This window comes from Dellaglioa sp. CoH-55-MRSF-9, from assembly GCF_056782155.1.
On the sequence record NZ_JBXAYG010000002.1, the window covers coordinates 210,986 to 233,906 of the forward strand.

Consider the following 22,921-nt stretch of genomic DNA (forward strand, 5'->3'; position numbering starts at 1 on the left):
CTAACTTATTTAATCGAATTTTAAATCTGTATTTTGATGGTTTTTTAAATAATCGTTTAGTGGTTTAAATTCAGGATTACTTTCAAAGTCATCTCTAAAAACTATTTCGTGCGCTTCTTGTTGGGCCACTTGTAATGCATTGATATCACCTATGGGATCACCGATTTTAAAATCAGGTATTCCAGATTGCTTACGGCCTAATACATCGCCAGCACCTCGCAACTCTAAATCTTTTTGCGAAATGACGAAACCGTCTGTTGTCTCTGTCATAATTTGCATGCGCTGTCTTCCAAAATCATTTTTAGGATCAGCAATTAAAATACAATAAGATGCTTTCTTACCACGGCCAACCCGACCTCGTAATTGATGTAATTGCGCTAACCCAAACCGTTCAGCATTATGAATCATCATCACAGTAGCATTAGGTACATCAACGCCGACTTCGATAACCGTTGTTGAAACCAATATTTGATATTTATTGGCCTTAAAATCGGCCATAATCTGATCCTTTTCATCATTCTTCATTTTGCCATGCAGTAATCCAACTTTATATTTTGGCTCAAATATTTCTTTCATATTTTCGTATAAAGCTAATGCATTTTTTAAATCTAGTGTTTCAGATTCATCAATTAGTGGTGTAATAATATAAGCTTGTGAGCCTTGAATCAACTGTTCTTTAATGAGATCGATTCCTTTACCTACTTGAGAACTCTTTAACCAAGATGTCGAAATAGGTTGGCGTCCTGCAGGTAGTTCATTAATCGTAGAAACATCCATTTCGCCATAAGCAGTGATTGCTAGCGTCCTAGGGATTGGCGTGGCCGTCATTGCTAAAACGTCCGGTTCAGCCCCCTTCTCTCTTAAAATGCGACGTTGATTCACACCAAATCGGTGTTGCTCATCAGTAATAACTAATCCAACGCGACTGAATGACACATCAGGTTGAATAATCGCATGTGTTCCAATAATTAAATTAACCTCACCTGATTCAAGATGTGCTAATAGTTCACGTCTAGCTTTAACTTTCATTGACCCAGTTAAAAGTGCAACATTAACTGGGAAATCTGCGAATAAGGTAGCCATGTTATTGGCATGTTGTTCAGCTAATATTTCTGTTGGCGCCATTAAAACGGCTTGATAGCCCGCCGTAATAGCCGCGTACATCACAATTGCTGCAACAATTGTTTTACCTGATCCAACATCACCTTGAAGTAATCGATTCATATGGATTGGTTGTTTCATGTCTGAACAAATTTCATTAACGACTCTTTTTTGAGCTGCCGTTAATTCAAATGGTAACGTCTGAATGAATTTTTTCAATTCATTATTTTGATAGTTAATTTTAATACCATCATTTTTAGTATCATTTCTTTTAATATACTGTAATTTCAATTGAAATAAAAAGAACTCTTCAAAAATAGCCGTCCGTTTGGCATCATGAAAATCTTTTTCATCCTGTGGAAAGTGAATATCATGTAACATCGTCTTACAATCAATTAAACGATACTTTTTAATCAGGTCATTTGGTAATATTGAATCAATTTGATTCGCATATTGCTCAAATGCTTGTGTAATTAACTGTCGAATTGCCGATTGATGAATATCTTTGGAAGAACGATATATCGCTGATAACCTATCATCATTTTGCTTCGTCAATAACTTCATCCCAGATAAACTTTTTCTTTTATCATCCCATTTACCATACACAGCTACTTCTTTACCAATCTCAAATTGTTTTTGCAAAAAAGGCTGATTAAAAAAACTAACGGTTATATTATCACTATCAATTAGTAATCTAACGTTTAACAGATTTCTTTTCTGACCAAACCGAATTAAAACTGGTTCAGAAGAGACAATTCCTTTTAGAGTTACTTTTTCTTGATCAGTAATTTCAGATAATTTTTTTGCTTTTAAATCGTCATAACGATACGGATAAAATGTTAATAAATCTATGATTGTATTAATTCCTAATTGATTAAGTGCAGTCAATTTTTTAGGCCCAACACCAGTTAAAACACTAACTGAATCATTCAATGATGACATTATGATACCTCACTTTCTACGGAATATAAAAAGCAGGAGAGAACATAGTCTCATCCCACCTTTACTTTTTACTATTTATTCAACTGAAATTAGGTATGGATAGACCGGTTGGTCTCCTTCGTGAATTTCGACTTCTAAATCTTCATCAATTTCATAAATGGCTTCTTCGATTTCTTTAGCTTCGTCCTCAGAACCGTCTTCACCCACAATAATTGTGATAATTTCGCTGTCTTCATCCAACATTTCTTTAGTCATTTCAATTGCAACTTTTTTACGATCATTATCGGTTACTTTGATGCTACCATCAATAATACCCATATAATTATCTTTTTTAATCTCAATACCTTCAATTGTTGTATCTCTAACTGCAATTGTTACTTGACCAGAAGTTACTGTATCCAAGTTTTCAATCATAGCATCTTTGTTTTCTTCTAATGTACTATCAATATTAAAACCAAGCATTGCTGTCATTCCTTGAGCGATTGTACGACTTGGTACAACAACTGTTGGAACTGTTGAAACTTCAACAGCTTGTTCAGCAGCTAAGAAAATATTTTTATTATTAGGTAAAATAATCACATTTTTAGCTTTAGTTGCTTCAATTGCCTTAACAATATCTTCCGTACTTGGATTCATTGTTTGACCACCACTTAAAATATAAGAAACGCCTAAACTTTTGAAAAGTGTCGCAACACCAGAACCAGATGAAATTGAAATAACTGCAATTTCGCTAGGTACTGCAGTTTCACTTGTTTCTTCAGTCTCTTCTTCATCATTTTCCAAAATTGTCTCATGTTGTTGACGCATATTATCAACCTTAACTTTGATTAATGAACCATAATGTTGACCATAAGTCATCACTTCACCAGGATTTTCTGTATGTACGTGAACTTTAACAACTTCATCATCGGCCACAACAAGAAGAGAATCACCAATTTCACTTAAATGATTTCTAAATTCATCATAATCAAATTTACGATCAACTAAACGACCAGCACCCAATTTAAGCATGATTTCTGTACAATAACCAAATTTAATATCTTCAGTACTTAATTTACTTTGAACACTCTGATGGTGACTGGCATTAACCATTTCATCCATTTCTTTTTCATTTGGTTTGTATTCTTCACTAATTGTTTCCTTACCAGTTAAGGCATCAAAGAAACCTTCATAAACAAATGTTAATCCTTGACCACCTGAATCAACAACACCAACCTCTTTTAAAACAGGTAATAAATCCGGTGTTGTTGCTAATGCTTTTTTAGCAGCTACATAAGTTGCTTCCATAACGACGATAACATCATCGCTCTCAGAGGCAGCTTTATTTGCAGCCTTAGCGGCTTCTCTTGCAACTGTTAAAATAGTTCCTTCAGTTGGTTTCATAACGGCTTTATACGCGACTTCTACGCCACCTGTCAAAGCATCTGACAAATCAGTAGCAGTTAAAACCTCTTTAGCTTGGATCCGTTTATAAAAGCCTCTAAAAATTTGTGATAAAATAACGCCTGAGTTGCCTCGAGCACCCATCAGTAAACCTTTAGCTAAAATCGAAGATAGTTCACCAACATGTTCAGAAGGTGAATCTTGAACATACTTTGCCCCACTTGCGAACGAAAGGTTCATATTTGTACCTGTATCACCATCTGGCACTGGAAATACATTCAATGAATTAATAAATTCGGCATTTTTAGCCAATCGTTGTGAGCTAATTTGGACCATTTTTCTAAATTCTTGGTCCGTAATTTTCGTAACAGTCACTTCTTTTTCCTCCTTGGTCACTACTAAAATAGCTAGTTACTAATCGCCTAGTACGCGAACGCCTTGTACTAACACGTTAACTGAATTAGCAGATACACCTAGCATTGTTTCTAAATTATACTTCACTTTTTCTTGAACATTACGACAAACTTCAGATATTTTTGTGCCATAGCCAACAATAATGTAGACATCAATAGCAACACCATTATCTTCCTGGCGAACAACAACACCTCTAGAATAATTATCTCTTCTTAAAATTTCATTCACATTGTCACGAATTTGGTTTTTACTTGCCATTCCGACAATCCCAAAAATTTCAGTTGCGGCACCGCCGACAACTGTCGCAATAACTTCATTATCAATATCAATCGTACCGAATTGCGTTTTGATCTTAACAGCCATAAGAATAGCCTCCTTATATTTTCACACAATCAATAAGAGTATTTTATCATAGGATATGGTAGAATAAAAGAAAAATAGCATCTAAGAAAATTCTATTCCCCTACCTTCGGGAATTTCAAGCTGTCAAGCAAATTTACTTGAAAGAAAAGTATTGCATTATATGGCTAAATATGATATTTTTGTTTAGGTAAGTAAGCATAGCTTTGCTTTTTAAGTGAATTGCAGAGGAGGATATGAATATGGCAAAAGATTTTATTACAGGACGTAAGACTACTTTCGGTAAGAAACGTTCTCATGCATTGAACCAAACAAACCGTAGCTGGAAACCTAATTTACAAAAAGTTCGCATCTTAGTTGATGGTAAACCTAAAAGAGTTTATGTATCTGCTCGCGCTTTAAAGTCAGGTAAAGTTACCCGTGTTTAATTCAATTTAAAAAGACTCAGCATTTATGCTAAGTCTTTTTTTTTGCTCTATTTTTCGTCATCACGACTTTGAATCACAATAATAATACCAGATTCAAAACTAAACTCACCTGTATCCCCCATAAATTCATTACTTGCTAATGAAATCGGGTTCACAAAATTAATTTGATTCAATGTATACTTCTCATCTATTAAACTCAATTTTTTAACTGGTGACAGTGGAATAAATGCAAGATATTTTTTATCATCTTCTTTTATTAACTGATACTTACCAGATTTAAAGAATCGAATTGAATTTTGTTTATCAACTAAACAAATTTTTTCAAACATTGTATTAAATGGCTCTCTAAAAATAAAAAACAAATTAGCCAATAAATGATCAATTCGACCACCTGTAGCGCCATAAATCGTCACTGAATCAAACTCAAATTCAGATATGGCTTCTCTCAAAGCAAATTCAGTATCTGTATCATCTTTTTCAGGATTAGCTATTTTAATTTTTTTACTATGATTAGATACTAAATTAAATTCACTTTCAGTCATTGAATCGAAATCACCAATCGATAGCTCAGGTGTAATACCTAGTTTTATTAATCGCAATGCACCTCTGTCAACACCAATCCACGGTCCACGAACGTTACCATCCACTAATTCCTTAGGCCACTGTTCCTTAGGTCCACCGACTAAGATATTGAGTTTCATTTGGTTGCTTCTCTTAACTTATTAATTTGTTCAGTTGGATTATCACTATTGTAGATGTATGAACCAGCTACTGCGACTGTTGCACCACTATCAAGACATTCCTTAATCGTTTGATCATTAACACCACCATCAACTTCAATATCAAAATCATAATTTTGAACTTGTTTGATACGGTCTAATTGGTCAATTTTACGTTTCATTTCTGGAATAAATGATTGTCCCCCAAATCCAGGGTTAACAGTCATCACTAATACTTGATCAACAAGTGGCAAAATTTGTTTAATTGTCTCTAGGGATGTTCCTGGGTTAATAACCACTTCAGCTTTCACACCTAATTTTTTAATATGTTGAATAACACCAAAAATATGGGGAGTTGATTCAACATGAACCCCAATAATATCAGCACCTGCCGCAGCAAATTCTTCAATATAAGATTCTGGATTTTCTACCATCAAATGACAATCCAAAACCATTTTTGTTAATGGTCTAATTGCTTCAACGACGTTTGCACCAAAAGTTAAATTAGGCACAAAATGGCCATCCATAATATCAATATGTAAATATTCTGCACCAGCTTGATCAACAACTTTAATATCCTTTTCCAAGTTTGCAAAATTAGCGCTTAAAATAGAAGGTGATAATTTCATTTTGGTCATCTCATTTCTTATAGTTTGGTTTTTGATCAACAATTAATTGATTAAATTGTAAATAATTTTTGTACCGACTCTGTAATAAATTACCTTGTTCAAGTGCTGCTTTAACTGCACATTTAGGCTCCTTAATATGCAAACAACCTCTAAATTTACAGCCAACAGATAGTTCATTTAATTCTGGAAATAACTTTGGTAACTCTTCTTTTGACATATCAAATAAATCAAAAGAAGAAAATCCAGGTGTATCAGCAATTAGCCCACCTGCAATAGGCATTAATGTTACCTTACGAGTAGTATGTTTACCACGATGTAAGGCTTTTGATATCTCAGCCGTCTGCAACTCCAACTCTGGCATAATTTTATTTAGTAATGTTGATTTTCCTGCACCAGTCTGACCCATTACGACTGCAATTTTACCCGGAAAGGTATCTTGTAATTCTTTAACCACAACATCTTCATTTTTACCAAATGGAAAAAATGTTGGATAGATTTGACTATAAGCTTCAATAATACTGCTTATTTCAACTACTTTCTCTTCAGGAATTAAATCGCCCTTTGAAAAGTATAAGACTGGCTTAACATGATGCGATTCTAGCATAATTAATTGTCTATCTAATAGATTGCTTGAAAATGCTGGTTCAACACATGACGTTACAACAATTGCTTCATCAATATTAGCTACTGGTGGTCGAATTAAGCTGTTTTCTCGATCATGAATATTAAGAATATAGCCTTCTTTTTTATTTTCAGCTTTGAAGTCAACCCAATCGCCAACTAGTGGTGCCTGGTTAGAATTTCTAAAATTACCTCGAGCCCTTGTTCGATAAGTTTCGCCTTCGACATCAACGTCGTAAAAGCCACTTAATGATTGTCTAATCTGACCTGTTACCAATAAATTAACCTCCTTTAACTGGACTCATGTAACCGTTTTATATGATTAATTAAAAAATAGATTAGAAGTTTACCCTCTAATCTAATTTTACCACATCTTTTATTTAATTTTTAGTTACATTATCATTTTCCGCAATTACTTCACCATCACGCAAAATTTTATATTTTCCTGCTTTTCCAGAATCTAAAACAAATGATAATTTAAAATCAGTATCTTTTGTAATTGTTTTCCGTTCATAAATATCATCAATGTTATGTGTTTTGTCTTCAATATAAATTTCAATAGCATTTTCATCTGCTTTTGATTCTGAAGAACTTGAACTAGAGCTGGAACTATCATCTGACGACGAGTCTTTGTCCTCATCCGTATCTTTTTCTTCATCAACTGAACTTGAACTTTCTGACACAATTGATTTGAATGGAACAGATATAGTCCTGGTAAATTCATCAGTTGTGACTTTTTTTCCTTTAGAAATAACAACTGATAATCGATCACCTTTAGAAAAAGAGCTTCCTTCTGCTGGTGATTGTTTAATAACTTGACCTTTGTCAACTGAATCTGAGTAGGCCTCGCTAATTGTCAGATTACCACCTAATTCGCTTGTATAATCCTGAACACTTTTTCTTGTATATCCTGTTAAATCTCTAAGTGTATACACTTTAGGACCTGAACTAACTGTCAATGTAATCACTGTATCACTCGGAACTACCTTATCACCCGCTGTGACATCTTGCGCCATAATTTCATTTTCAGTCACAGATTCTGACTCTTCCGTTTCTTTTTCAACTTTAAAGCCATCATTTTCTAACGTTGTTTTAACATCCTCATAATTACTACCAACGTAATTCTCGATTGTTATCTTAGCTTTTCCCTTTGATACCATTACATCAACCTGATTTTTTTCTCGAATTATTTCATTCTTCTTAGGTGTTGAATTAATGATATTACCACTATCAACGGTTTCACTATTTGTTCGAGTAATTTTACCAAGTTTCAAATTTTTGTCTGCTAAATTTGATTTTGCTTCACTAACTGTCATTCCGCTTAAATCAGGGACCTTAACTTCTTTTGGTGAACTCATTGCAAGAATCGCACCACCCAGAATAAGAGCGACAAAAGCAAAAATGATTGCGCCGATAGTCCATTTTTTACGACGACTCATTTTCTTTTTCGTATCTTTTTTTACATCTGGTTCCTGATTCGGACTAAGTGTTTCTACAGTCTGCTTATCAAATACCGGCAATACTTTAGTTTCACCACTGATAACCTCTTCAGGCTGCCACTTTGCCACATTTTTTTTAGCCAAAGATTCTCGCAAAGCAATTGACATTTCTCCAGCAGATTGGAACCTATCTCGCGGTACTTTACTTGTTGCTTGTAAAACAACATTTTCAAGAGACTGCGGAATATTAGGATCAAATTCCCGAACAGATGGCACATCACTTTGAAAATGTTTTAGGGCAATTGAAACAGCTGTTTCACCTTCAAAAGGAACTCGCCCAGTTAACATTTCATACAAAATAATACCAAGCGAATAGATATCAGATTGTTTTGTTGCCATGCTACCTCTAGCCTGTTCTGGCGAAAGATAATGAACAGAACCCAATAAAGTATTAGTTTGTGTTAACGAATGATCAGCCAATGCCACAGCAATACCAAAATCTGTAATTTTAGCATTACCATCTGCATCTATTAAAATATTTTGTGGTTTTAAATCACGATGAATAATACTGTGATCATGTGCTACTTCTACAGCTGATAAAATTTGAGTCATAATATCAATCACAACTTGATATGGAATTGGGAACCTTTTTGCTATATATGTTTTTAAATCATGTCCCGGCACATATTCCATGACCATAAATTGCAGTCCGTCTACTTCACCGACATCATAAACATTCACAATATTTGGATGAACCAATTCAGTTGTTGCCAATGCCTCACGTTTAAAACGTCTAACAGTATCTTGATCATCCCTTAAATCGACTCGCAATACTTTAACAGCTACTGGTCGATCCAAAATTAAATCAGTCGCAAGATAGACATTTGCCATGCCACCTTCGCCTAATGAATTTATTATTTTATAACGTTCATTAAAAATTGTATCAGGTTTCATTACACTATCCCCCGATCATTGCTAACCAGGAGTGCGGTAATGTTATCTAATCCGCCTGCCTTATTGGCCAATCTAATTAATTCCGAGCCTTTTTCTTCAACAGTTGTAGTATTTTTTAAGACCGTCTTGATTTCATCATCAGAGACCATATTAGTTAAGCCATCTGTGCATAATAATAATAAATCACCCGACTCAGAATCATTAACCGCAATATCAGCATCAGCATCTGACGAGATACCTAAACTTCTTGTAATCATATTCTTTTGCGGATAATTTTTAGCATCTTCTACGGTTAGTTCGCCACGCTTAATTAATTCATTCACTACTGAATGATCTTCAGTTAATTGATAAAGTTCTTTGTCACGTAATAAGTATCCTCGGCTATCACCAATATTGGCAACAATATATTTTTCTTCAAAGAATATGGCACATACCATTGTTGTGCCCATACCTGAAAGATCTTCATATTGATTAGACTTTTCAATAATTTGTTTATTTTCCATCTCTACTTCTTTGGTTATCCATTTAATTGCATCACTGGGCTGGCTAAAATTAGTTCCTTCAAATCGAAATCCCATGTGTGAAACGGCCATTTCTGAAGCAACATCTCCGCCCAAATGACCACCGATACCATCTGCAACCATCACAAAAGAAATACCACTTTTATTGTGAAAGACACCGACGTAATCTTCATTATTTTCTCTGACACTACCTACATCTGTTTGATAGGCAACTTTCATTCTTACACCTCGAGTCTAAAGTTGTTTTTCTAAACATGTAATGAAAAATCCATCTGAATGATAATCATCCGGATAAATAGTTAATTCTTTATCGTCTCTATTTTCTTTTAATGCCAAAGCAGTTGGCGTTTCAATCACTTTAAATTCAGGATGAGTTTCAACAAACTGGTTAACAACATCCTTATTTTCAATATCTAAAATAGTACATGTACTATAAGTTAAGCGACCACCTTTTTTCAAAGTTGGTGCCACTTTGTCTAAAATAGCTAATTGAATTTTTTGTAAATTATTTGAATCAGCTAATGTTTTTTCATATTTAATTTCTGGTTTACGACGTAATAATCCAATTCCAGAACAAGGTGCATCAACAAGAATTGAATCAAAATATTCATTATCAAATTCTTCTGAAATTAAACGTGCATCTAATACCATCTCCTCAACAACACTAGATAAACCTAAACGTTTAGCATTATCACCGATTAATTTAACTTTGTGTGCATGAATATCTAACCCTACAACTTCACCAAATAAAGTTTCATCTAGGAATGATGCAATATGGGTTGTTTTTCCACCTGGTGCGGCACATGCATCTAAAACTTTATCACCTGGTTGAATATTCATTGCGTCAGCAACTAACATTGCACTTTCATCTTGAATCGTAATTAACCCATCGTGATAAACGCCACTATCAGGAGCAAATCCATTAGTCACTAATAACCCAACTGGTGAAACTTGACTACGTTTCACCTCAAAGCCTTCATTTTCCATTTTTTCAATGACTTCTTCGACAGTTGCTTTAGCTGTATTTACTCTAACAGATTGATCAGGTGCTTCATTGATTGAAGCCAACAAATGTGTCGCTTTTTCTAAGCCTACTTGTTTAATTAATTCGTTTACCAACCAAACTGGTGTACTACTTTCAATACTCAAACGTTCAATATCATCTTTAATTTCAGAAACAGGACGGATACCTTCACGCTCAATTGCATGTAAAACACCAGTAACAAATTTACGCGTACCTGCATGGCCTTTTCGTTTTGCAATTTCAATTGATTCATTAAAAATTGCGCGAGTTGGAATTTTATCAAGATAATGCATCTGATAAATGGCACTCAATAGTAATTCTTGAACCCAATTATCCATTTTGCTAGGATTTTTAACAAATGGTGCCAACCAATATTCTAAAGTGAGACGTCTTTGGATAACACCGTAAACTAGTTGTGTTAATAAATGAGCATCCCGAACTTCCATATGATTATTCTTAATCACTTGGTTCAACGCAATATTTGAATACGTCCCTTGTTTAGCAACTCTTGTTAAAAGATCAACTGCTAAGAATCGGGGTGTCGTTTTTAAATCAGTTGTCATACATCAATCACCTGTTGTCCTTCTTTTATTCCTTGCCCACTACCGTTTAGGTAGTCGACAATGGTTTGTTTTGATTTACCATCTGGTTGAAGCGAATTAATAGCTAATACGGTCCCATCACCACAAGCAATTTCAAGTGATTTTTTAGCTACTTCAACTACTTTTCCAGCAGATAAAATAGTTTTTTTATCTAGTACAGTTATATCCCATATTTTAGTTCTCTTACCCTTTAAAATCGTATATGCACCAGGTACCGGTCTTAAGCTACGAATTTTCCAGTCTATTTCATTAGCCGTTTTTGAAAAATCAAGGGCTTCTTCTTCTGGTTTAATGGTAGGTGAAAAGGTTACTTTATCTTCATTTTGTGGTGTTGATTCACTTGTACCATCAATTAGTTTTGGTAATGTTTCAAGTAATAGTTCCTTACCTAATAAACTTAATTTTTCAAACATTGAACCAGTATCATCATTATTTTCAATTTTAATTGCACGACGGCTAATAATATTTCCAGCATCCATTTTTTTAACCATATAAATAATGGTAATACCTGTTTCTTGTTCACCATTCATAATAGCATATTGAATTGGTGCGCCACCACGATATTTAGGTAATAGTGAACCATGGACGTTTATTGCACCAATTTTAGCAGATTCTAATAATTTTGTTGGTAAAAATTGTCCAAATGCTGCAGTTACCAAAAAATCGGGTGCCATTGCAATTACTTTGGCCATTTCATCGCTGCCACTTAATTTTTCTGGTTGTAATACCTCAATACCATGTTTTACTGCAACTTGTTTTACTGGTGATTGCGTTAAAATACGTTTTCGCCCAACCATTCGATCTGGTTGTGTCATAACAGCTTTCACGTCATAGCCGTTTTCAATTAAACTTTCTAAAATTGGAGCTGAAAATTCTGGTGTTCCCATAAATACAATTGACGTCATAATATCTCCTTAATTTAAATAAAGTTTACTGGTTCAGAATCAATCGTTAATTTTAAACCTTTTCGAACTTCGGCTTGAGATTTAGTCATTAACTCTCTTAGTCGTTCTTTTAATTGACCTTCTGATTTATACTTAATAACCACTTGATAATAAAAACGATTATTAACACGCATAATTGATTTTGGTGTTGGTCCAAGAATAATCGCATTCTTTGATAACACTGGTTTTAAAAATTGAACTGCTTCTAACATTTTTTTCGCTGCTCCAGCCTCATCCGTATAACTAGCAGTGAGCTGAATTGTATAATAATATGGTGGATAATTTTCCATATGTCGAACTGACATTTCTTTTTTATAAAATGATTCATAGTCATGATGCTTCGCATATTGAATCGCGTAGTGATCTGGATTAAAAGTTTGGATAATAACATGTCCTTCTTTTTCAGCTCGACCAGCTCGACCGCTCACTTGGGTTAATAATTGGAACGTTCTTTCACTTGATCTAAAATCAGGCAAACTAAGTGCTGTATCTGCATTAAGAACGCCAACTAACGTCACATCAGGAAAGTCTAACCCTTTCGCAATCATTTGTGTACCCAATAAAATATCAGCTTCTTTTGCGCCAAATTTAGCTAGGATTTTTTCGTGTGCGCCTTTTTTACGTGTCGTATCAACGTCCATTCGTAAAATTTTAGCCTCTGGATATAACGTTTTAAGTTCTTCTTCAACTTTTTGCGTACCTGTACCATAATATCTAATTTTTCGACTATGACAGTTAGGACAAGTTTTAGGAATACCTTCTTCATGTCCACAATAATGACATTTCATTGTATGAGTATCCATATGCAATGTTAAAGAAGTATCACAGTTAGGACAAGGTAGCACGAATCCACAATCTCGGCACATTACGAAAGATGAAAACCCACGACGATTTAACATTAAAACAGTCTGTTCATTTTTCTCAAGGCGCTTAGTAATTTCATGTCTAAGTGGCTCAGAAAAATTACTCTCACCAGTCTTTTTCATTTCTTCTCTCATATCAATTAGCGTAACTTCTGGCATGGGATGACCATTTATACGTTGAGGTAATTGTAACCACTCATACACGCCTTTTTGAGCTCTAGCACGAGATTCGAGGGATGGTGTTGCACTACCCAATATGACAGGACACTGATGTCTTTTACTTCTCCAAAGAACAACATCCCTTGCATGATACCTTGGTGTTTCATCTTGTTTATAGCTCGATTCATGCTCTTCATCAACAATAATAACGCCAATATTATCTAATGGTGCAAAAACGGCTGAACGTGCACCGACAACTACTTGCGCTTCTTTACGCTCAATCCGGCGCCATTCATCATAACGCTCACCGTCAGACAAACCGCTATGCAGGACCGCAACTAGATTACCAAATCGTGATTTAACTCGCTTAACCATTTGGGGTGTCAAAGCTATTTCTGGTACAAGCATCAAAGCTGTTTTTCTAAGTTCTAGCGCTTTTGCGATTGTCTGCAAATAAACTTCTGTTTTCCCACTCCCCGTCACACCTTGAAGTAAAAATGTTGTATTAGTTCCACTTTTAATAGCCTCATCGACAGCTAGCACCGCAACCTCTTGATCTGAGGTTAATTCTTGCATATTGGTTGGCTCAATAATTGTGTCTTTATATGGGTCCCGATATACCTCAGTCTCAACTTTTTCAAGCCAACCATTTTTTGCTCCAGCTGTAATTGTTGCAGGTGTCACGCCTATTTCCTCAACAACTTGTTTCTGAGGAATCAAGCTATCTTCAGTGAGTGATTGTAGATAGTCAATCAATAAGTGCTGTTGTTTAGCATTTTTACGTAAACCACTTCGAATATTTTCATATGCTTCGAATCCAAGTTTTGGTTGGATTGATATTTGCATTTTAACTTTAGCTTTATTGCCAACTTCATAAATCATCTCAGCCTTTTCAGCCTTGGTAAGTTGTAATAATTCTTTAATTATTTGAGCATCCATATGTTCTGGATCAAATTCAATAGAATCTTGACCTTGAAATAATTTATCTTGTAAATCTTCATCAATTTCGTCAATTAAACGAACTCGCTTTTTATAGGTTGCACGCATGACACTCGGTAAAACCATTTGTAAGGCAGTTATACGGAAGGAAAAGGTTTCATTAGCTATCCACTCAGATAAGTCTAATAATTCAGTATTCACAACAGGTCTTAAATCAACGACTGATTGAATATCTTTTACATGACCATCGAACTCATTCTTATCAAAAAGATCAATTACAAATCCTTGAACCAATCGTTTACCATTCCCAAATGGTACAATAACCCGCATGCCAATCTCAATCTGATTTGTTAATACTGCTGGGATTGAATACGTATATGGCTGGTCCGTTTGCATCGTAGGAACATCAACGATAATTTTTGCATATTGTGACATACTGAAACCTCCTTTCATTTAATTAACTGCTTATTTTACTACATCGCTTATAATAGTAGCTAATAATTCCTTAGCAATTTGCTTTTTACTTGTTTGCTTTATGAAATCATTTTTTCTGTTTGGTCTAAGCAGTGTTACCTCATTATCATTGCTATTAAATCCAATGGCAGAATTTGAGACATCATTTAAAACCAATAAATCTAAATTTTTCTTTTCTAATTTTTCTTGTGCATTTTCTAGTCCGTTTTGGGTTTCCGCAGCAAATCCGACTAAATACTGATTTTGCTTAATTTGGCCCAAATGTTTTAAAATATCTGGATTTTTTTCTAATATTAACGTTAAAGTAGATTCAGCTTTTTTTATTTTCTGATCTGCAACATTTTGTACACGATAATCTGAAACAGCTGCTGCCATTATCAAAATATTTTGGTCATCAAATCGCTTATTGATAGCTTCAGATAACTCTAACGCAGTTGTAACTCTAATTGTTGTCACGCCAATTGGGTCTGGCAACTGGCTTATTCCGCTAATTAAGGTGACATTAGCACCTAACTTTTGCGCTTCAATCGCAATTGCGAAACCCATTTTACCAGAAGAATCATTAGCGATAAAACGAACTGGATCGATTCGTTCTCGTGTACCACCAGCTGTCACTAAGACATTTTTACCTTCTAATGGTTTGTCACTATCCTCAAAGGAAGTTTGAATAACTGACATTATCACATTTAATTCGGGAAAACGTCCCTTACCTGAATAACCTTCTGCTAAAAAGCCTATTTCTGGTTCAATAATCTGAATGTTATTTCGTCCTAAAAATTTAAGATTACGTTGTGTAGCAGAATTCATTAGCATATGTTCATTCATTGCGGGCACAACAATTTTTTGTGCCTCAGTTGCTAATAAAGTGGTTGAAACAAAATCATCTGCGATACCATTGGCCATTTTTGCGATAATGTTTGCTGTCGCTGGTGCAATAACCATTAATTCTGCCCAGTCTGCAAATTCAATATGTGCAACATGCTCAGACTCTTTTCCTGAAAATAAATCAGTTAACACCCTATTTTTACTCAACGTTTCAAAACTCAAGGGTGTTACAAATTCAGTTGCAGCTTTGGTCATCGCAACTCGAACGCTAGCACCTTGTTTAATTAGTGCTCGGACTAATCCCAAACTTTTATACGCTGCAATACCACCTGTTACAACAAGACCGATTTTTTTATTTTCAAGTGTCATTTCATGTCGCCCCCATACCGAATTTATTCTATTCTCTATTGTATCAATTTTCTAAGAAATAAAATAGGAGTTAGGACAATTAGCTTGTCTTAACTCCTTTTCATTTAATCAGATTAACGAATATCTTCTTTTTCAACTGGATCAATAATTAAATCACCAGTAACAACTTCTTCCAAAGCACGTCCAACATTCTTTTTTGATTTGTAATTAGAAAGCATTGGTAGAGCGCCAGCATCTAATTCATGGGCACGTTTACTTGCTAACATAATTAATGAGTATCTTGAATCTACTTGTTTCAATAAGTCATCTACTGAAGGATATAAAATCATTTAAATACATCTCCTAATTGTTTTCTATAGTCAGGTAAAAATCGTTTTACACGCCAACGTTCAGCTTTAATAATCGTTTGAATTTTTTCAACAGCATCATTTATTTCATCATTAACAACCGCGTAATCGTAATTCTGCATCATATCAATCTCACCAATGGCTTTTGTCATTCGTTTATCAATAGTTGCAGAATCATCCGTTCCACGTCCTGTAATTCTTTGTCTTAATTCCATCAAATCAGGTGGCGTTAAGAAAATAAATAAACCATCAGAAATTTTTTCTCGAACTTGCATAGCACCTTGTACTTCAATTTCAAGAAAGACATCTTGACCAGCGTCAAGCATCTTATTTACATATTTTAACGGTGTTCCATAGTAATTGTCAACATACTTGGCGTATTCTAACATACCGCCCGTTGAAATTTCATTCTCAAATTCTTCTTTTGATACAAAATGATAGTCAACACCATCAACTTCGCCTTCTCGCATTTTACGAGTGGTCATTGAAATTGAATAAAGAAACTTATTGTCAGCTTGGTCAAAAATTGCTTTTCTTACGGTTCCTTTACCGACCCCTGATGGACCAGATAGTACGATCAACATTCCACGATTAGCCATTAAATTTGTAAACTCCTCTAAGATAAGTATTAATAAATAGTATGCACTTTTTACGGCTATTATTCAAGCTTTTTATGCGCTGTTGTCATCTTTTAAATATATTATAAATTAACACTTGCTTTACCGAACGTTTGTTCGTATAATGAAAATACAAACAAACGTTCGGGGAGGAACTTTATTATGCAAAATAAACAACAAACAACAATTCAAACTATTGGCTCAACACTACAATATTCATATCATAAAATTTTTGATTTAGATGACTTTATTTTAAGACCACAAATGCCTCAATTTCAATTAGCACTCTTTACAGAAAAAGTTTTAAAAATGAAAAAAACAATTATTTTACAATTAAATCCAACTGGATTTCAAAAAGAATTCCAAGAACTTCGTGGTACCTTACACCGACGTTCTGGTTCTAATCAATTAATATTTAAAACGCAATATACGAATATCACTTACCTTCTTACTGATAATCAACTCCGTTATATCGCTTTAATCGATTCAATATAAAAATGGTCACTTTCTATAACAACTAGAAAATGACCATTTTTTTATTTACGTTTAATTGTTGTTGGATCAAATTTTCTTTGAATAAGTGCCAAAATTGCATCAGCAATAACGGCCATTAGAGCTGTTGGCAATGCACCAGCTAAAATAATAGCTGCTCCATCAGTTGCATTTGTTCCTCGGATAATAATATCTCCAAGTCCACCTGCACCAATAAATGAACCAATTGCTGTAATACCAATTGCAACAACTAATGCATTTCTAATTCCGGCCATGATAACTGATAATGATAACGGTAACTCAATCATATAAAGGATTTGAAGTCTCGTCATTCCCATCCCTTTACCAGAATCAAGAACGCCAGGATCAACATTAATCATCCCTGAATACGTATTTTTTAAAATAGGTAATAGTGAGTAAAGTGCAACAGTTACAATAACTGTATTAACACCTAAACCTAGTCCCAACATAATAATAGATAACATTGCTAATGATGGTACAGTTTGAATAACATTAGCAGCACCTATTGCTACATCGCTCAATCTATGATGTTTTGAGATAAAAATTCCGATTGGAATCCCAATAATTGCAGCAATTATCACACCATATATTGAAATTAAAAAATGTCTTGTAAATTCTTGTAAAACATATAACCCATTATTACTAAAATAAGACATCAATTGATCAAAAGTATTCATATTAATCACCCGCCTTTTCGAAGTAATGATGTTCTTCTAAGAATTGTTTTGCAACTACTGCTGGTTCGTAAAAATCATTATCAACTTTGTAATTTAATGATTGCATTGTTGATAAATTAATTTTGTTTTTAAGTCGATCAATAAGCGGTGTTAATTCAGGATGTTCCTTCAAGATAGAATCATTTGCAACAAGGCTTGCTGAATATGGTGGGAAGAAGTGACGATCATCCTTCAAAATTTTCAGATCATAACTCTTAATTCGGCCATCAGTTGAATATCCAAGAACAACATCCATTTTACCCTTTGCCAAAGCGCTATAGACTAATCCAATCTGCATAGGATAAATGTTACCAAATTTAATATTATATTCTTTTTGGAAACCATCGTAACCATCACCTACACGGCTAATCCAGTTGGCATCAACACCGACTGTTAATTTAGATTCAATTTTTCTTAAATCAGATACTGTGTTTAAATTGTACTTTTTAGCTGTCTCTTTTGTAACCATAAATGCATAAGTATCAGCAAAACCTAAACTATCAAACCATTTCATTTGGAATCTATTTTCGAATCCATCTTTAACTATTTTATTAGCTTTAACGGTATCTTTTTCTACTGGTTTATTTAATACCGCACTTAAGTCAGTTCCTGTATATCTAGCAGATGATATATCTGCATCACCGTTTTTGAGTGCATTAAAACTTAATGTACCAGAACCTAAATTATTTATCAGTTCTACTTGATTATCTGATTCATGTTCAATCAATTGTTGTAGCATTGATCCAATAATTTGAGATTCCGTCGTTGATTGTGCGACAATTTTAATTGTCGATTCAGAGCCACCTGTTAAACCAGGAAACCCACAACTTGATAGACTCACACCGGCAAACAGAAGGCTTAAGCTAACAAGTATTTTTTTCATCGTAATTTTCATGTTAAAGCCTCCTTAATTTCTTGTTGTTTTTGGTGCTACCTTTTTTTCAACCTGTCCAAGTATAAAATCAACTAGTAAGGCTAATAAGATAACTGGAATTGTACCGCCTAAAATTAATTTTGGTTGATACAAATTTAATCCATTAAAAATCATATCCCCTAAGCCACCAGCACCAATATATGAAGCTAATGTTGCCCAAGCAATTACATAAGTTGCAGCTAAACGAATTCCAGACATAATAACCTGAGATGCCATAACTAATTCAACTTGCAGAATCGACTGCAAATTAGTCATACCCATCCCTTTAGCAGCGTCTTTTAACACTGGATCCACTTCTTTAATACCAATATACGTATTTCTTAATATTGGTAACAACGAATAGATAAATAATGCTACAACAGCTGGTAACTTACCAATCCCAAATAAAGGAATCATCATGGCTAGTAAAGCTAAAGCAGGAATTGTTTGCAACATACTAGCAATTGCAATTACAATATTGGCTGTCTTAGGTAATCTTGTTAGTAAAATTCCTAAAGGAACAGCTATTGCTACTCCAAAAAATAATGCCATTCCTGAAATTTCAATATGTTCCCATAATTTTGAGACAATCATTGCCCCATATTCTTGTAAAAATGAAGTCATTATTAACCCTCCTTCGTTGAACTTGGGCTAGTTTCATCGGTATCTGTACCTGAGTCTGACGTCATTATTTTAGTTACTTCTTCATGAGAAGCACTATTTTCATCACCCCAAAGTGCATCATAAACAATATCAACTAGGGTAGCGCGGGTTACAATTCCGACTAATATACCATCTTTATTAATAACAGGTACATTTTTAAATCCACGTTTTAAAATACGTTCAACAGTATCACGAACTAATGAATCTTCTTTAACATAGAAAATATCTTTGTTCATAATATCGCTGACACTACTTGATGTATTGAAACTATAATCTAAGCTTTCAATATCAATATAACCCTTTAAAATACCAGCATCATCAGTAACTAACAACGTATCAACTCGACGATCATGCATTAAACGAATAGCTGTTACTAATGACTTACCTGGTGTAATTGAAACTGGGTTAGCTAACATAACTTGACCAACAGTTGTAATACTTGGACGAGCTTGGATAAGTCTATCTTGACCAATCAAGTTTTCAACAAATTTATTTGCTGGATTTTTCAAAATATTATCGGGTGTATCTGCTTGAACAATCTTTCCTTCAGACATAACAACAATTCGTGTTGCTAATTTTAAAGCTTCATCCATATCATGAGTAACAAAAACGAATGTCTTACCTAAACGTTCTTGTAAATCTTTAACTAAATCTTGTAAAGCTTCTCTAGTAATAGGATCAAGCGCACCAAAAGGTTCATCCATCAAGATAATATCTTGATCAGCAGCTAAAGCTCTGACAACTCCGATTCTTTGTTGTTGCCCACCAGAAAGTTCAGATGGGTAACGGTCTAAATATGATTCTGGTAGTTCAACTAATTTAATCATTTCTTTAGCGCGTTCATCTCTTTTTTCTTCAGGCCATTTTAATAATTTTGGTACTAATGTAATATTTTCACGAATAGTCATATGTGGCATTAAACCAATATTTTGAATAACATATCCGATTTTACGACGTAATTTAACGGGATCCATTTTGGCTATATCTTTACCATCAATAGTGATTGTACCTTCTGTTTGTGTCAACATACGGTTAATCATTCTCATAGTAGTTGTTTTACCTGAACCAGATGTTCCGATGAAACAAATGAATTCACCATCTTGAACTTCCAAATTAAAATTATCTACAGCTTTATTACCTTTATAAATTTTTGATATTTTATCAAACTTAAGCATATTAGTACTCTCCTTTTTTATAACTAACCAATCATCTATTCATAGTAGTACCTTGGTTTTAATTATTTTTTTTGTGCCGTATTTAGTAATTCTTCAGCATGTTTAACAGTTAAAGGTGTAATCTCAGAACCGGCAAGCATTCGAGCAATTTCTTGAATACGATCTTCCTTAGATAACAATTTAATAGATGTTTCTGTACGTTCACAAATCACTTCTTTAGCTATAAAGTAATGGTGCTCGCTAATTGCAGCAACCTGTGGCAAATGTGTGATACATAGAACTTGTGATTGTTGGGCAATTTGATTAATTTTTTCAGCAATTGCCTGGGCAACACGTCCACTAACTCCTGTATCAACTTCATCAAATATAATACTTGTGACACCTTGCGTCCTAGAAAAAATTGTCTTTAACGCTAACATCATTCGAGAAAGTTCACCACCAGAAGCAATCTTAGCTAATGGCCCCATTGTTTCCCCAACATTTGTTTGAATATAAAATTCAACTTTATCTTGTCCGGTACTATTTAACTGATTGAGTGAATCAAATTTAACTTCAAAAACGGCTTTGTCCATATACAACTCACTTAACTGTTTATGCACTTCTTTTTGTAGAATGATGGCTGCTTTTTTTCGAACATTAGTTAATTTATCAGCCAATTTATGGGCTTCTTTTCTAGCTAAATTAACTTGATTATCTAAATCATCTGCATTACCTTCAGTTGCTTCCATTTCAATTAATTCTTCAGATATAAGACTCAAATAAGCTAATATTTTTTCAACAGAATCACCATATTTGTGTTTTAATTGTACAATTAATTCAAGCCTATTTTCAATCTCATTTAATCGTTGCTCATCCCATTCCAGGGAGTCTAACTGACGCAATAGGTCACTAGATGCATCCTGCAGCATATAATAGGCTGACGACAACCGTTCTGCTAAGTCTTTATATTCACTATCTAAATTATCAATTTTTAGCATGTTAGACATTGCAACACCAACATGGTCAACTGTATTTTCATCATCACCCGATAACGCTTGGTAACTTGCATCCAGTGACTGATTAATAGTTTGAAAATTTTCTAGACGTTCTTTTTCAGCGCTTAATATGTCTTCTTCATTTTCAATTAAATCTGCACTTTCAATTTCATCTTTTTGAAAATGTAACATATCTAATCGTTGTGCCCATTCGTTTTGATTTGTTTGTCTTTTTATTTGTAACTTATTTAGGTTTTGATAGTATTCAAATGCTTCTTGATAACTATGCTTCAGTGTTTGAATATCATTTTTAATATATTCATCTAACATGCCCAAATGCTTATCCTGTTGCATTAATTCTTGATGTTCATTTTGGCCATGAATATCAACTAACGTTTCACCAATTGATTTTAGTGTACTCGTGTTAACCAACATACCGTTTATGCGACAAATATTTTTACCAGATCTATGTATTTCACGTTGTAAAATCACAGAGTTATCATCATGGCCAATACCTAATTGGTCCAACTTCGTTAACGTATTTGAGTTTTCAGTTGGCATAAAGAGTCCTTGTAGCACCATTTTTTTTGCATCTTTTCTAATAAATTCTTGGGACCCTCTACCACCTGATAAGAGGCCCAAAGCATCAATGATAATGGATTTACCCGCACCAGTTTCACCTGTTAAAACTGTCATATTAGCCATGAAATCGATATTCAAAGAATCAATAATGGCAAAATCTTTTATTGTCAATTCTTGTAACATTTTTTTCACCCCTTTAATAGAAAAAATCTGAAACAAATGTCACAGATTTTATTTCTATCTATTCAGTTACAATCTCATTTAAAATTTTACTTAACTTTAACGCATCTTTGTTCGAGTGACAGATAATTAGAGCTGATCCATCTCCGCCTAAAGTACCAAAAACAAATGAATAATTCATTTGTTCAATTAAAGATACGATTGCTGGACCACTTCCTGGCGTCACCTTAACGAGACACATTTCATTTTGAACATCAGTTGATATAAAAGCATCTTTTAACGTTTTAGTTAATTTTTTTTCTGTATTCAATTTTTTTTGAACAGGTAAATTATAACTGTAAGTTCCATCAGCAGATGGCACTTTAATTAATTGCATTTCTTTAATATCTCTAGAAATAGTTGCTTGTGTGACTGTAATCCCTTGTTTTTTAAGCAAACTCACAAAATCTTCCTGCTTATCAATATTATTGTTCTTCAATAATTCACGAACATAACGTTGCCGTTCTTGCTTTTTCATTAAAGTCCCCCTCA

General features: G+C 34.0%; 22 protein-coding genes. 2 read left to right on the plus strand and 20 right to left on the minus strand.

Features of this window, described 5'->3' with window-relative positions:
* Positions 1-9: 9 nt before the first annotated feature.
* The 3 genes from recG to AC1RPV_RS02825 form a co-directional block, all read right to left on the minus strand.
* Positions 10-2,046, minus strand: coding sequence for an ATP-dependent DNA helicase RecG (recG, locus tag AC1RPV_RS02815; protein WP_481761404.1), 2,037 nt, complete (start codon positions 2,044-2,046; stop codon positions 10-12).
* 72 nt (positions 2,047-2,118) lie between these two features.
* Positions 2,119-3,801, minus strand: coding sequence for a DAK2 domain-containing protein (locus AC1RPV_RS02820; RefSeq protein ID WP_481761262.1), 1,683 nt, complete (start codon positions 3,799-3,801; stop codon positions 2,119-2,121).
* Positions 3,802-3,840: 39 nt separating this feature from the next.
* On the minus strand, positions 3,841-4,203 hold the full coding sequence (locus AC1RPV_RS02825; RefSeq protein ID WP_057973455.1) for an Asp23/Gls24 family envelope stress response protein: 363 nt from the start codon (positions 4,201-4,203) through the stop codon (positions 3,841-3,843).
* Between the two features lie 239 nt (positions 4,204-4,442).
* Between AC1RPV_RS02825 and rpmB the strand changes: the two genes are divergently transcribed.
* A complete protein-coding gene (gene rpmB, locus AC1RPV_RS02830) occupies positions 4,443-4,628 on the plus strand; it encodes a 50S ribosomal protein L28 (RefSeq protein ID WP_057973454.1) in 186 nt (61 codons plus the stop codon).
* 47 nt (positions 4,629-4,675) lie between these two features.
* Here the strand turns inward: rpmB and AC1RPV_RS02835 are convergent, their stop codons facing one another.
* The 11 genes from AC1RPV_RS02835 to gmk all read right to left on the minus strand — a co-directional run bounded on the left by AC1RPV_RS02835 (position 4,676) and on the right by gmk (position 16,656).
* A complete protein-coding gene (locus AC1RPV_RS02835; protein ID WP_481761261.1) occupies positions 4,676-5,329 on the minus strand; it encodes a thiamine diphosphokinase in 654 nt (217 codons plus the stop codon).
* Positions 5,326-5,976, minus strand: coding sequence for a ribulose-phosphate 3-epimerase (rpe, locus tag AC1RPV_RS02840; RefSeq protein WP_409022609.1), 651 nt, complete (start codon positions 5,974-5,976; stop codon positions 5,326-5,328). Before rpe ends, AC1RPV_RS02835 begins: the two co-directional genes overlap by 4 nt.
* A gap of 10 nt (positions 5,977-5,986) precedes the next feature.
* Entirely contained in the window at positions 5,987-6,874 is an 888-nt protein-coding gene (gene rsgA, locus AC1RPV_RS02845; RefSeq protein WP_481761260.1) for a ribosome small subunit-dependent GTPase A, read from the minus strand.
* A gap of 103 nt (positions 6,875-6,977) precedes the next feature.
* Positions 6,978-8,990, minus strand: coding sequence for a Stk1 family PASTA domain-containing Ser/Thr kinase (pknB, locus tag AC1RPV_RS02850; protein WP_481761259.1), 2,013 nt, complete (start codon positions 8,988-8,990; stop codon positions 6,978-6,980).
* Positions 8,990-9,730: a Stp1/IreP family PP2C-type Ser/Thr phosphatase gene (locus tag AC1RPV_RS02855; protein ID WP_481761258.1), complete on the minus strand. Its 741-nt coding sequence runs from the start codon at positions 9,728-9,730 to the stop codon at positions 8,990-8,992. The genes pknB and AC1RPV_RS02855 overlap by 1 nt, the downstream gene beginning before the upstream one ends.
* Positions 9,731-9,745: 15 nt before the next feature.
* Complete coding sequence (rsmB, locus tag AC1RPV_RS02860) at positions 9,746-11,098, minus strand: 16S rRNA (cytosine(967)-C(5))-methyltransferase RsmB (protein WP_481761257.1); 1,353 nt, start codon at positions 11,096-11,098, stop codon at positions 9,746-9,748.
* Positions 11,095-12,042, minus strand: coding sequence for a methionyl-tRNA formyltransferase (gene fmt, locus AC1RPV_RS02865; RefSeq protein WP_481761256.1), 948 nt, complete (start codon positions 12,040-12,042; stop codon positions 11,095-11,097). The genes rsmB and fmt overlap by 4 nt, the downstream gene beginning before the upstream one ends.
* 14 nt (positions 12,043-12,056) lie before the next feature.
* Entirely contained in the window at positions 12,057-14,477 is a 2,421-nt protein-coding gene (gene priA / locus AC1RPV_RS02870; RefSeq protein WP_481761255.1) for a primosomal protein N', read from the minus strand.
* Positions 14,478-14,507: 30 nt separating this feature from the next.
* Complete coding sequence (coaBC, locus tag AC1RPV_RS02875; protein WP_481761254.1) at positions 14,508-15,710, minus strand: bifunctional phosphopantothenoylcysteine decarboxylase/phosphopantothenate--cysteine ligase CoaBC; 1,203 nt, start codon at positions 15,708-15,710, stop codon at positions 14,508-14,510.
* A 113-nt stretch (positions 15,711-15,823) separates the two neighbouring features.
* The gene (rpoZ, locus tag AC1RPV_RS02880) at positions 15,824-16,039 is read right to left on the minus strand and encodes a DNA-directed RNA polymerase subunit omega (protein WP_409022617.1); all 216 of its coding nucleotides are present in this window, start codon (positions 16,037-16,039) and stop codon (positions 15,824-15,826) included.
* Entirely contained in the window at positions 16,036-16,656 is a 621-nt protein-coding gene (gene gmk, locus AC1RPV_RS02885; protein WP_481761253.1) for a guanylate kinase, read from the minus strand. The genes rpoZ and gmk overlap by 4 nt, the downstream gene beginning before the upstream one ends.
* 180 nt (positions 16,657-16,836) lie before the next feature.
* On the opposite strand from gmk, the gene AC1RPV_RS02890 reads away from it, so the two are divergent.
* Positions 16,837-17,169 carry a hypothetical protein gene (locus AC1RPV_RS02890; protein ID WP_409022619.1) on the plus strand — a complete coding sequence of 111 codons (333 nt, stop codon included), beginning with the start codon at positions 16,837-16,839 and terminating at the stop codon, positions 17,167-17,169.
* A gap of 41 nt (positions 17,170-17,210) precedes the next feature.
* Here AC1RPV_RS02890 and AC1RPV_RS02895 read toward each other — a convergent pair whose 3' ends face one another.
* From AC1RPV_RS02895 to AC1RPV_RS02920, 6 genes are all read right to left on the minus strand, one after another.
* A complete protein-coding gene (locus tag AC1RPV_RS02895; RefSeq protein WP_481761252.1) occupies positions 17,211-17,864 on the minus strand; it encodes an ABC transporter permease in 654 nt (217 codons plus the stop codon).
* A gap of 1 nt (position 17,865) precedes the next feature.
* Entirely contained in the window at positions 17,866-18,786 is a 921-nt protein-coding gene (locus tag AC1RPV_RS02900) for an osmoprotectant ABC transporter substrate-binding protein (protein ID WP_481761403.1), read from the minus strand.
* A 24-nt stretch (positions 18,787-18,810) separates the two neighbouring features.
* Positions 18,811-19,440 carry an ABC transporter permease gene (locus AC1RPV_RS02905; protein WP_481761251.1) on the minus strand — a complete coding sequence of 210 codons (630 nt, stop codon included), beginning with the start codon at positions 19,438-19,440 and terminating at the stop codon, positions 18,811-18,813.
* Positions 19,441-19,442: 2 nt separating this feature from the next.
* Positions 19,443-20,654, minus strand: coding sequence for a betaine/proline/choline family ABC transporter ATP-binding protein (locus AC1RPV_RS02910; protein ID WP_481761250.1), 1,212 nt, complete (start codon positions 20,652-20,654; stop codon positions 19,443-19,445).
* 62 nt (positions 20,655-20,716) lie between these two features.
* Entirely contained in the window at positions 20,717-22,393 is a 1,677-nt protein-coding gene (gene recN, locus AC1RPV_RS02915; protein WP_481761249.1) for a DNA repair protein RecN, read from the minus strand.
* A 58-nt stretch (positions 22,394-22,451) separates the two neighbouring features.
* Positions 22,452-22,907 carry an arginine repressor gene (locus AC1RPV_RS02920; protein WP_481761248.1) on the minus strand — a complete coding sequence of 152 codons (456 nt, stop codon included), beginning with the start codon at positions 22,905-22,907 and terminating at the stop codon, positions 22,452-22,454.
* Positions 22,908-22,921: the final 14 nt, after the last annotated feature.

Bases quoted from the DNA above. Each gene is read 5' to 3' on its own strand.
- AC1RPV_RS02825 (WP_057973455.1), bottom strand. From the start codon at position 4,203: ATGGCTGTTAAGATCAAAACGCAATTCGGTACGATTGATATTGATAAT.
- rpmB (WP_057973454.1), top strand. From the start codon at position 4,443: ATGGCAAAAGATTTTATTACAGGACGTAAGACTACTTTCGGTAAGAAA.
- AC1RPV_RS02835 (WP_481761261.1), bottom strand. From the start codon at position 5,329: ATGAAACTCAATATCTTAGTCGGTGGACCTAAGGAACAGTGGCCTAAG.
- rpe (WP_409022609.1), bottom strand. From the start codon at position 5,976: ATGAAATTATCACCTTCTATTTTAAGCGCTAATTTTGCAAACTTGGAA.
- pknB (WP_481761259.1), bottom strand. From the start codon at position 8,990: ATGAAACCTGATACAATTTTTAATGAACGTTATAAAATAATAAATTCA.
- AC1RPV_RS02855 (WP_481761258.1), bottom strand. From the start codon at position 9,730: ATGAAAGTTGCCTATCAAACAGATGTAGGTAGTGTCAGAGAAAATAAT.
- rsmB (WP_481761257.1), bottom strand. From the start codon at position 11,098: ATGACAACTGATTTAAAAACGACACCCCGATTCTTAGCAGTTGATCTT.
- fmt (WP_481761256.1), bottom strand. From the start codon at position 12,042: ATGACGTCAATTGTATTTATGGGAACACCAGAATTTTCAGCTCCAATT.
- priA (WP_481761255.1), bottom strand. From the start codon at position 14,477: ATGTCACAATATGCAAAAATTATCGTTGATGTTCCTACGATGCAAACG.
- coaBC (WP_481761254.1), bottom strand. From the start codon at position 15,710: ATGACACTTGAAAATAAAAAAATCGGTCTTGTTGTAACAGGTGGTATT.
- rpoZ (WP_409022617.1), bottom strand. From the start codon at position 16,039: ATGATTTTATATCCTTCAGTAGATGACTTATTGAAACAAGTAGATTCA.
- gmk (WP_481761253.1), bottom strand. From the start codon at position 16,656: ATGGCTAATCGTGGAATGTTGATCGTACTATCTGGTCCATCAGGGGTC.
- AC1RPV_RS02890 (WP_409022619.1), top strand. From the start codon at position 16,837: ATGCAAAATAAACAACAAACAACAATTCAAACTATTGGCTCAACACTA.
- AC1RPV_RS02895 (WP_481761252.1), bottom strand. From the start codon at position 17,864: ATGAATACTTTTGATCAATTGATGTCTTATTTTAGTAATAATGGGTTA.
- AC1RPV_RS02900 (WP_481761403.1), bottom strand. From the start codon at position 18,786: ATGAAAAAAATACTTGTTAGCTTAAGCCTTCTGTTTGCCGGTGTGAGT.
- AC1RPV_RS02905 (WP_481761251.1), bottom strand. From the start codon at position 19,440: ATGACTTCATTTTTACAAGAATATGGGGCAATGATTGTCTCAAAATTA.
- AC1RPV_RS02910 (WP_481761250.1), bottom strand. From the start codon at position 20,654: ATGCTTAAGTTTGATAAAATATCAAAAATTTATAAAGGTAATAAAGCT.
- recN (WP_481761249.1), bottom strand. From the start codon at position 22,393: ATGTTACAAGAATTGACAATAAAAGATTTTGCCATTATTGATTCTTTG.
- AC1RPV_RS02920 (WP_481761248.1), bottom strand. From the start codon at position 22,907: ATGAAAAAGCAAGAACGGCAACGTTATGTTCGTGAATTATTGAAGAAC.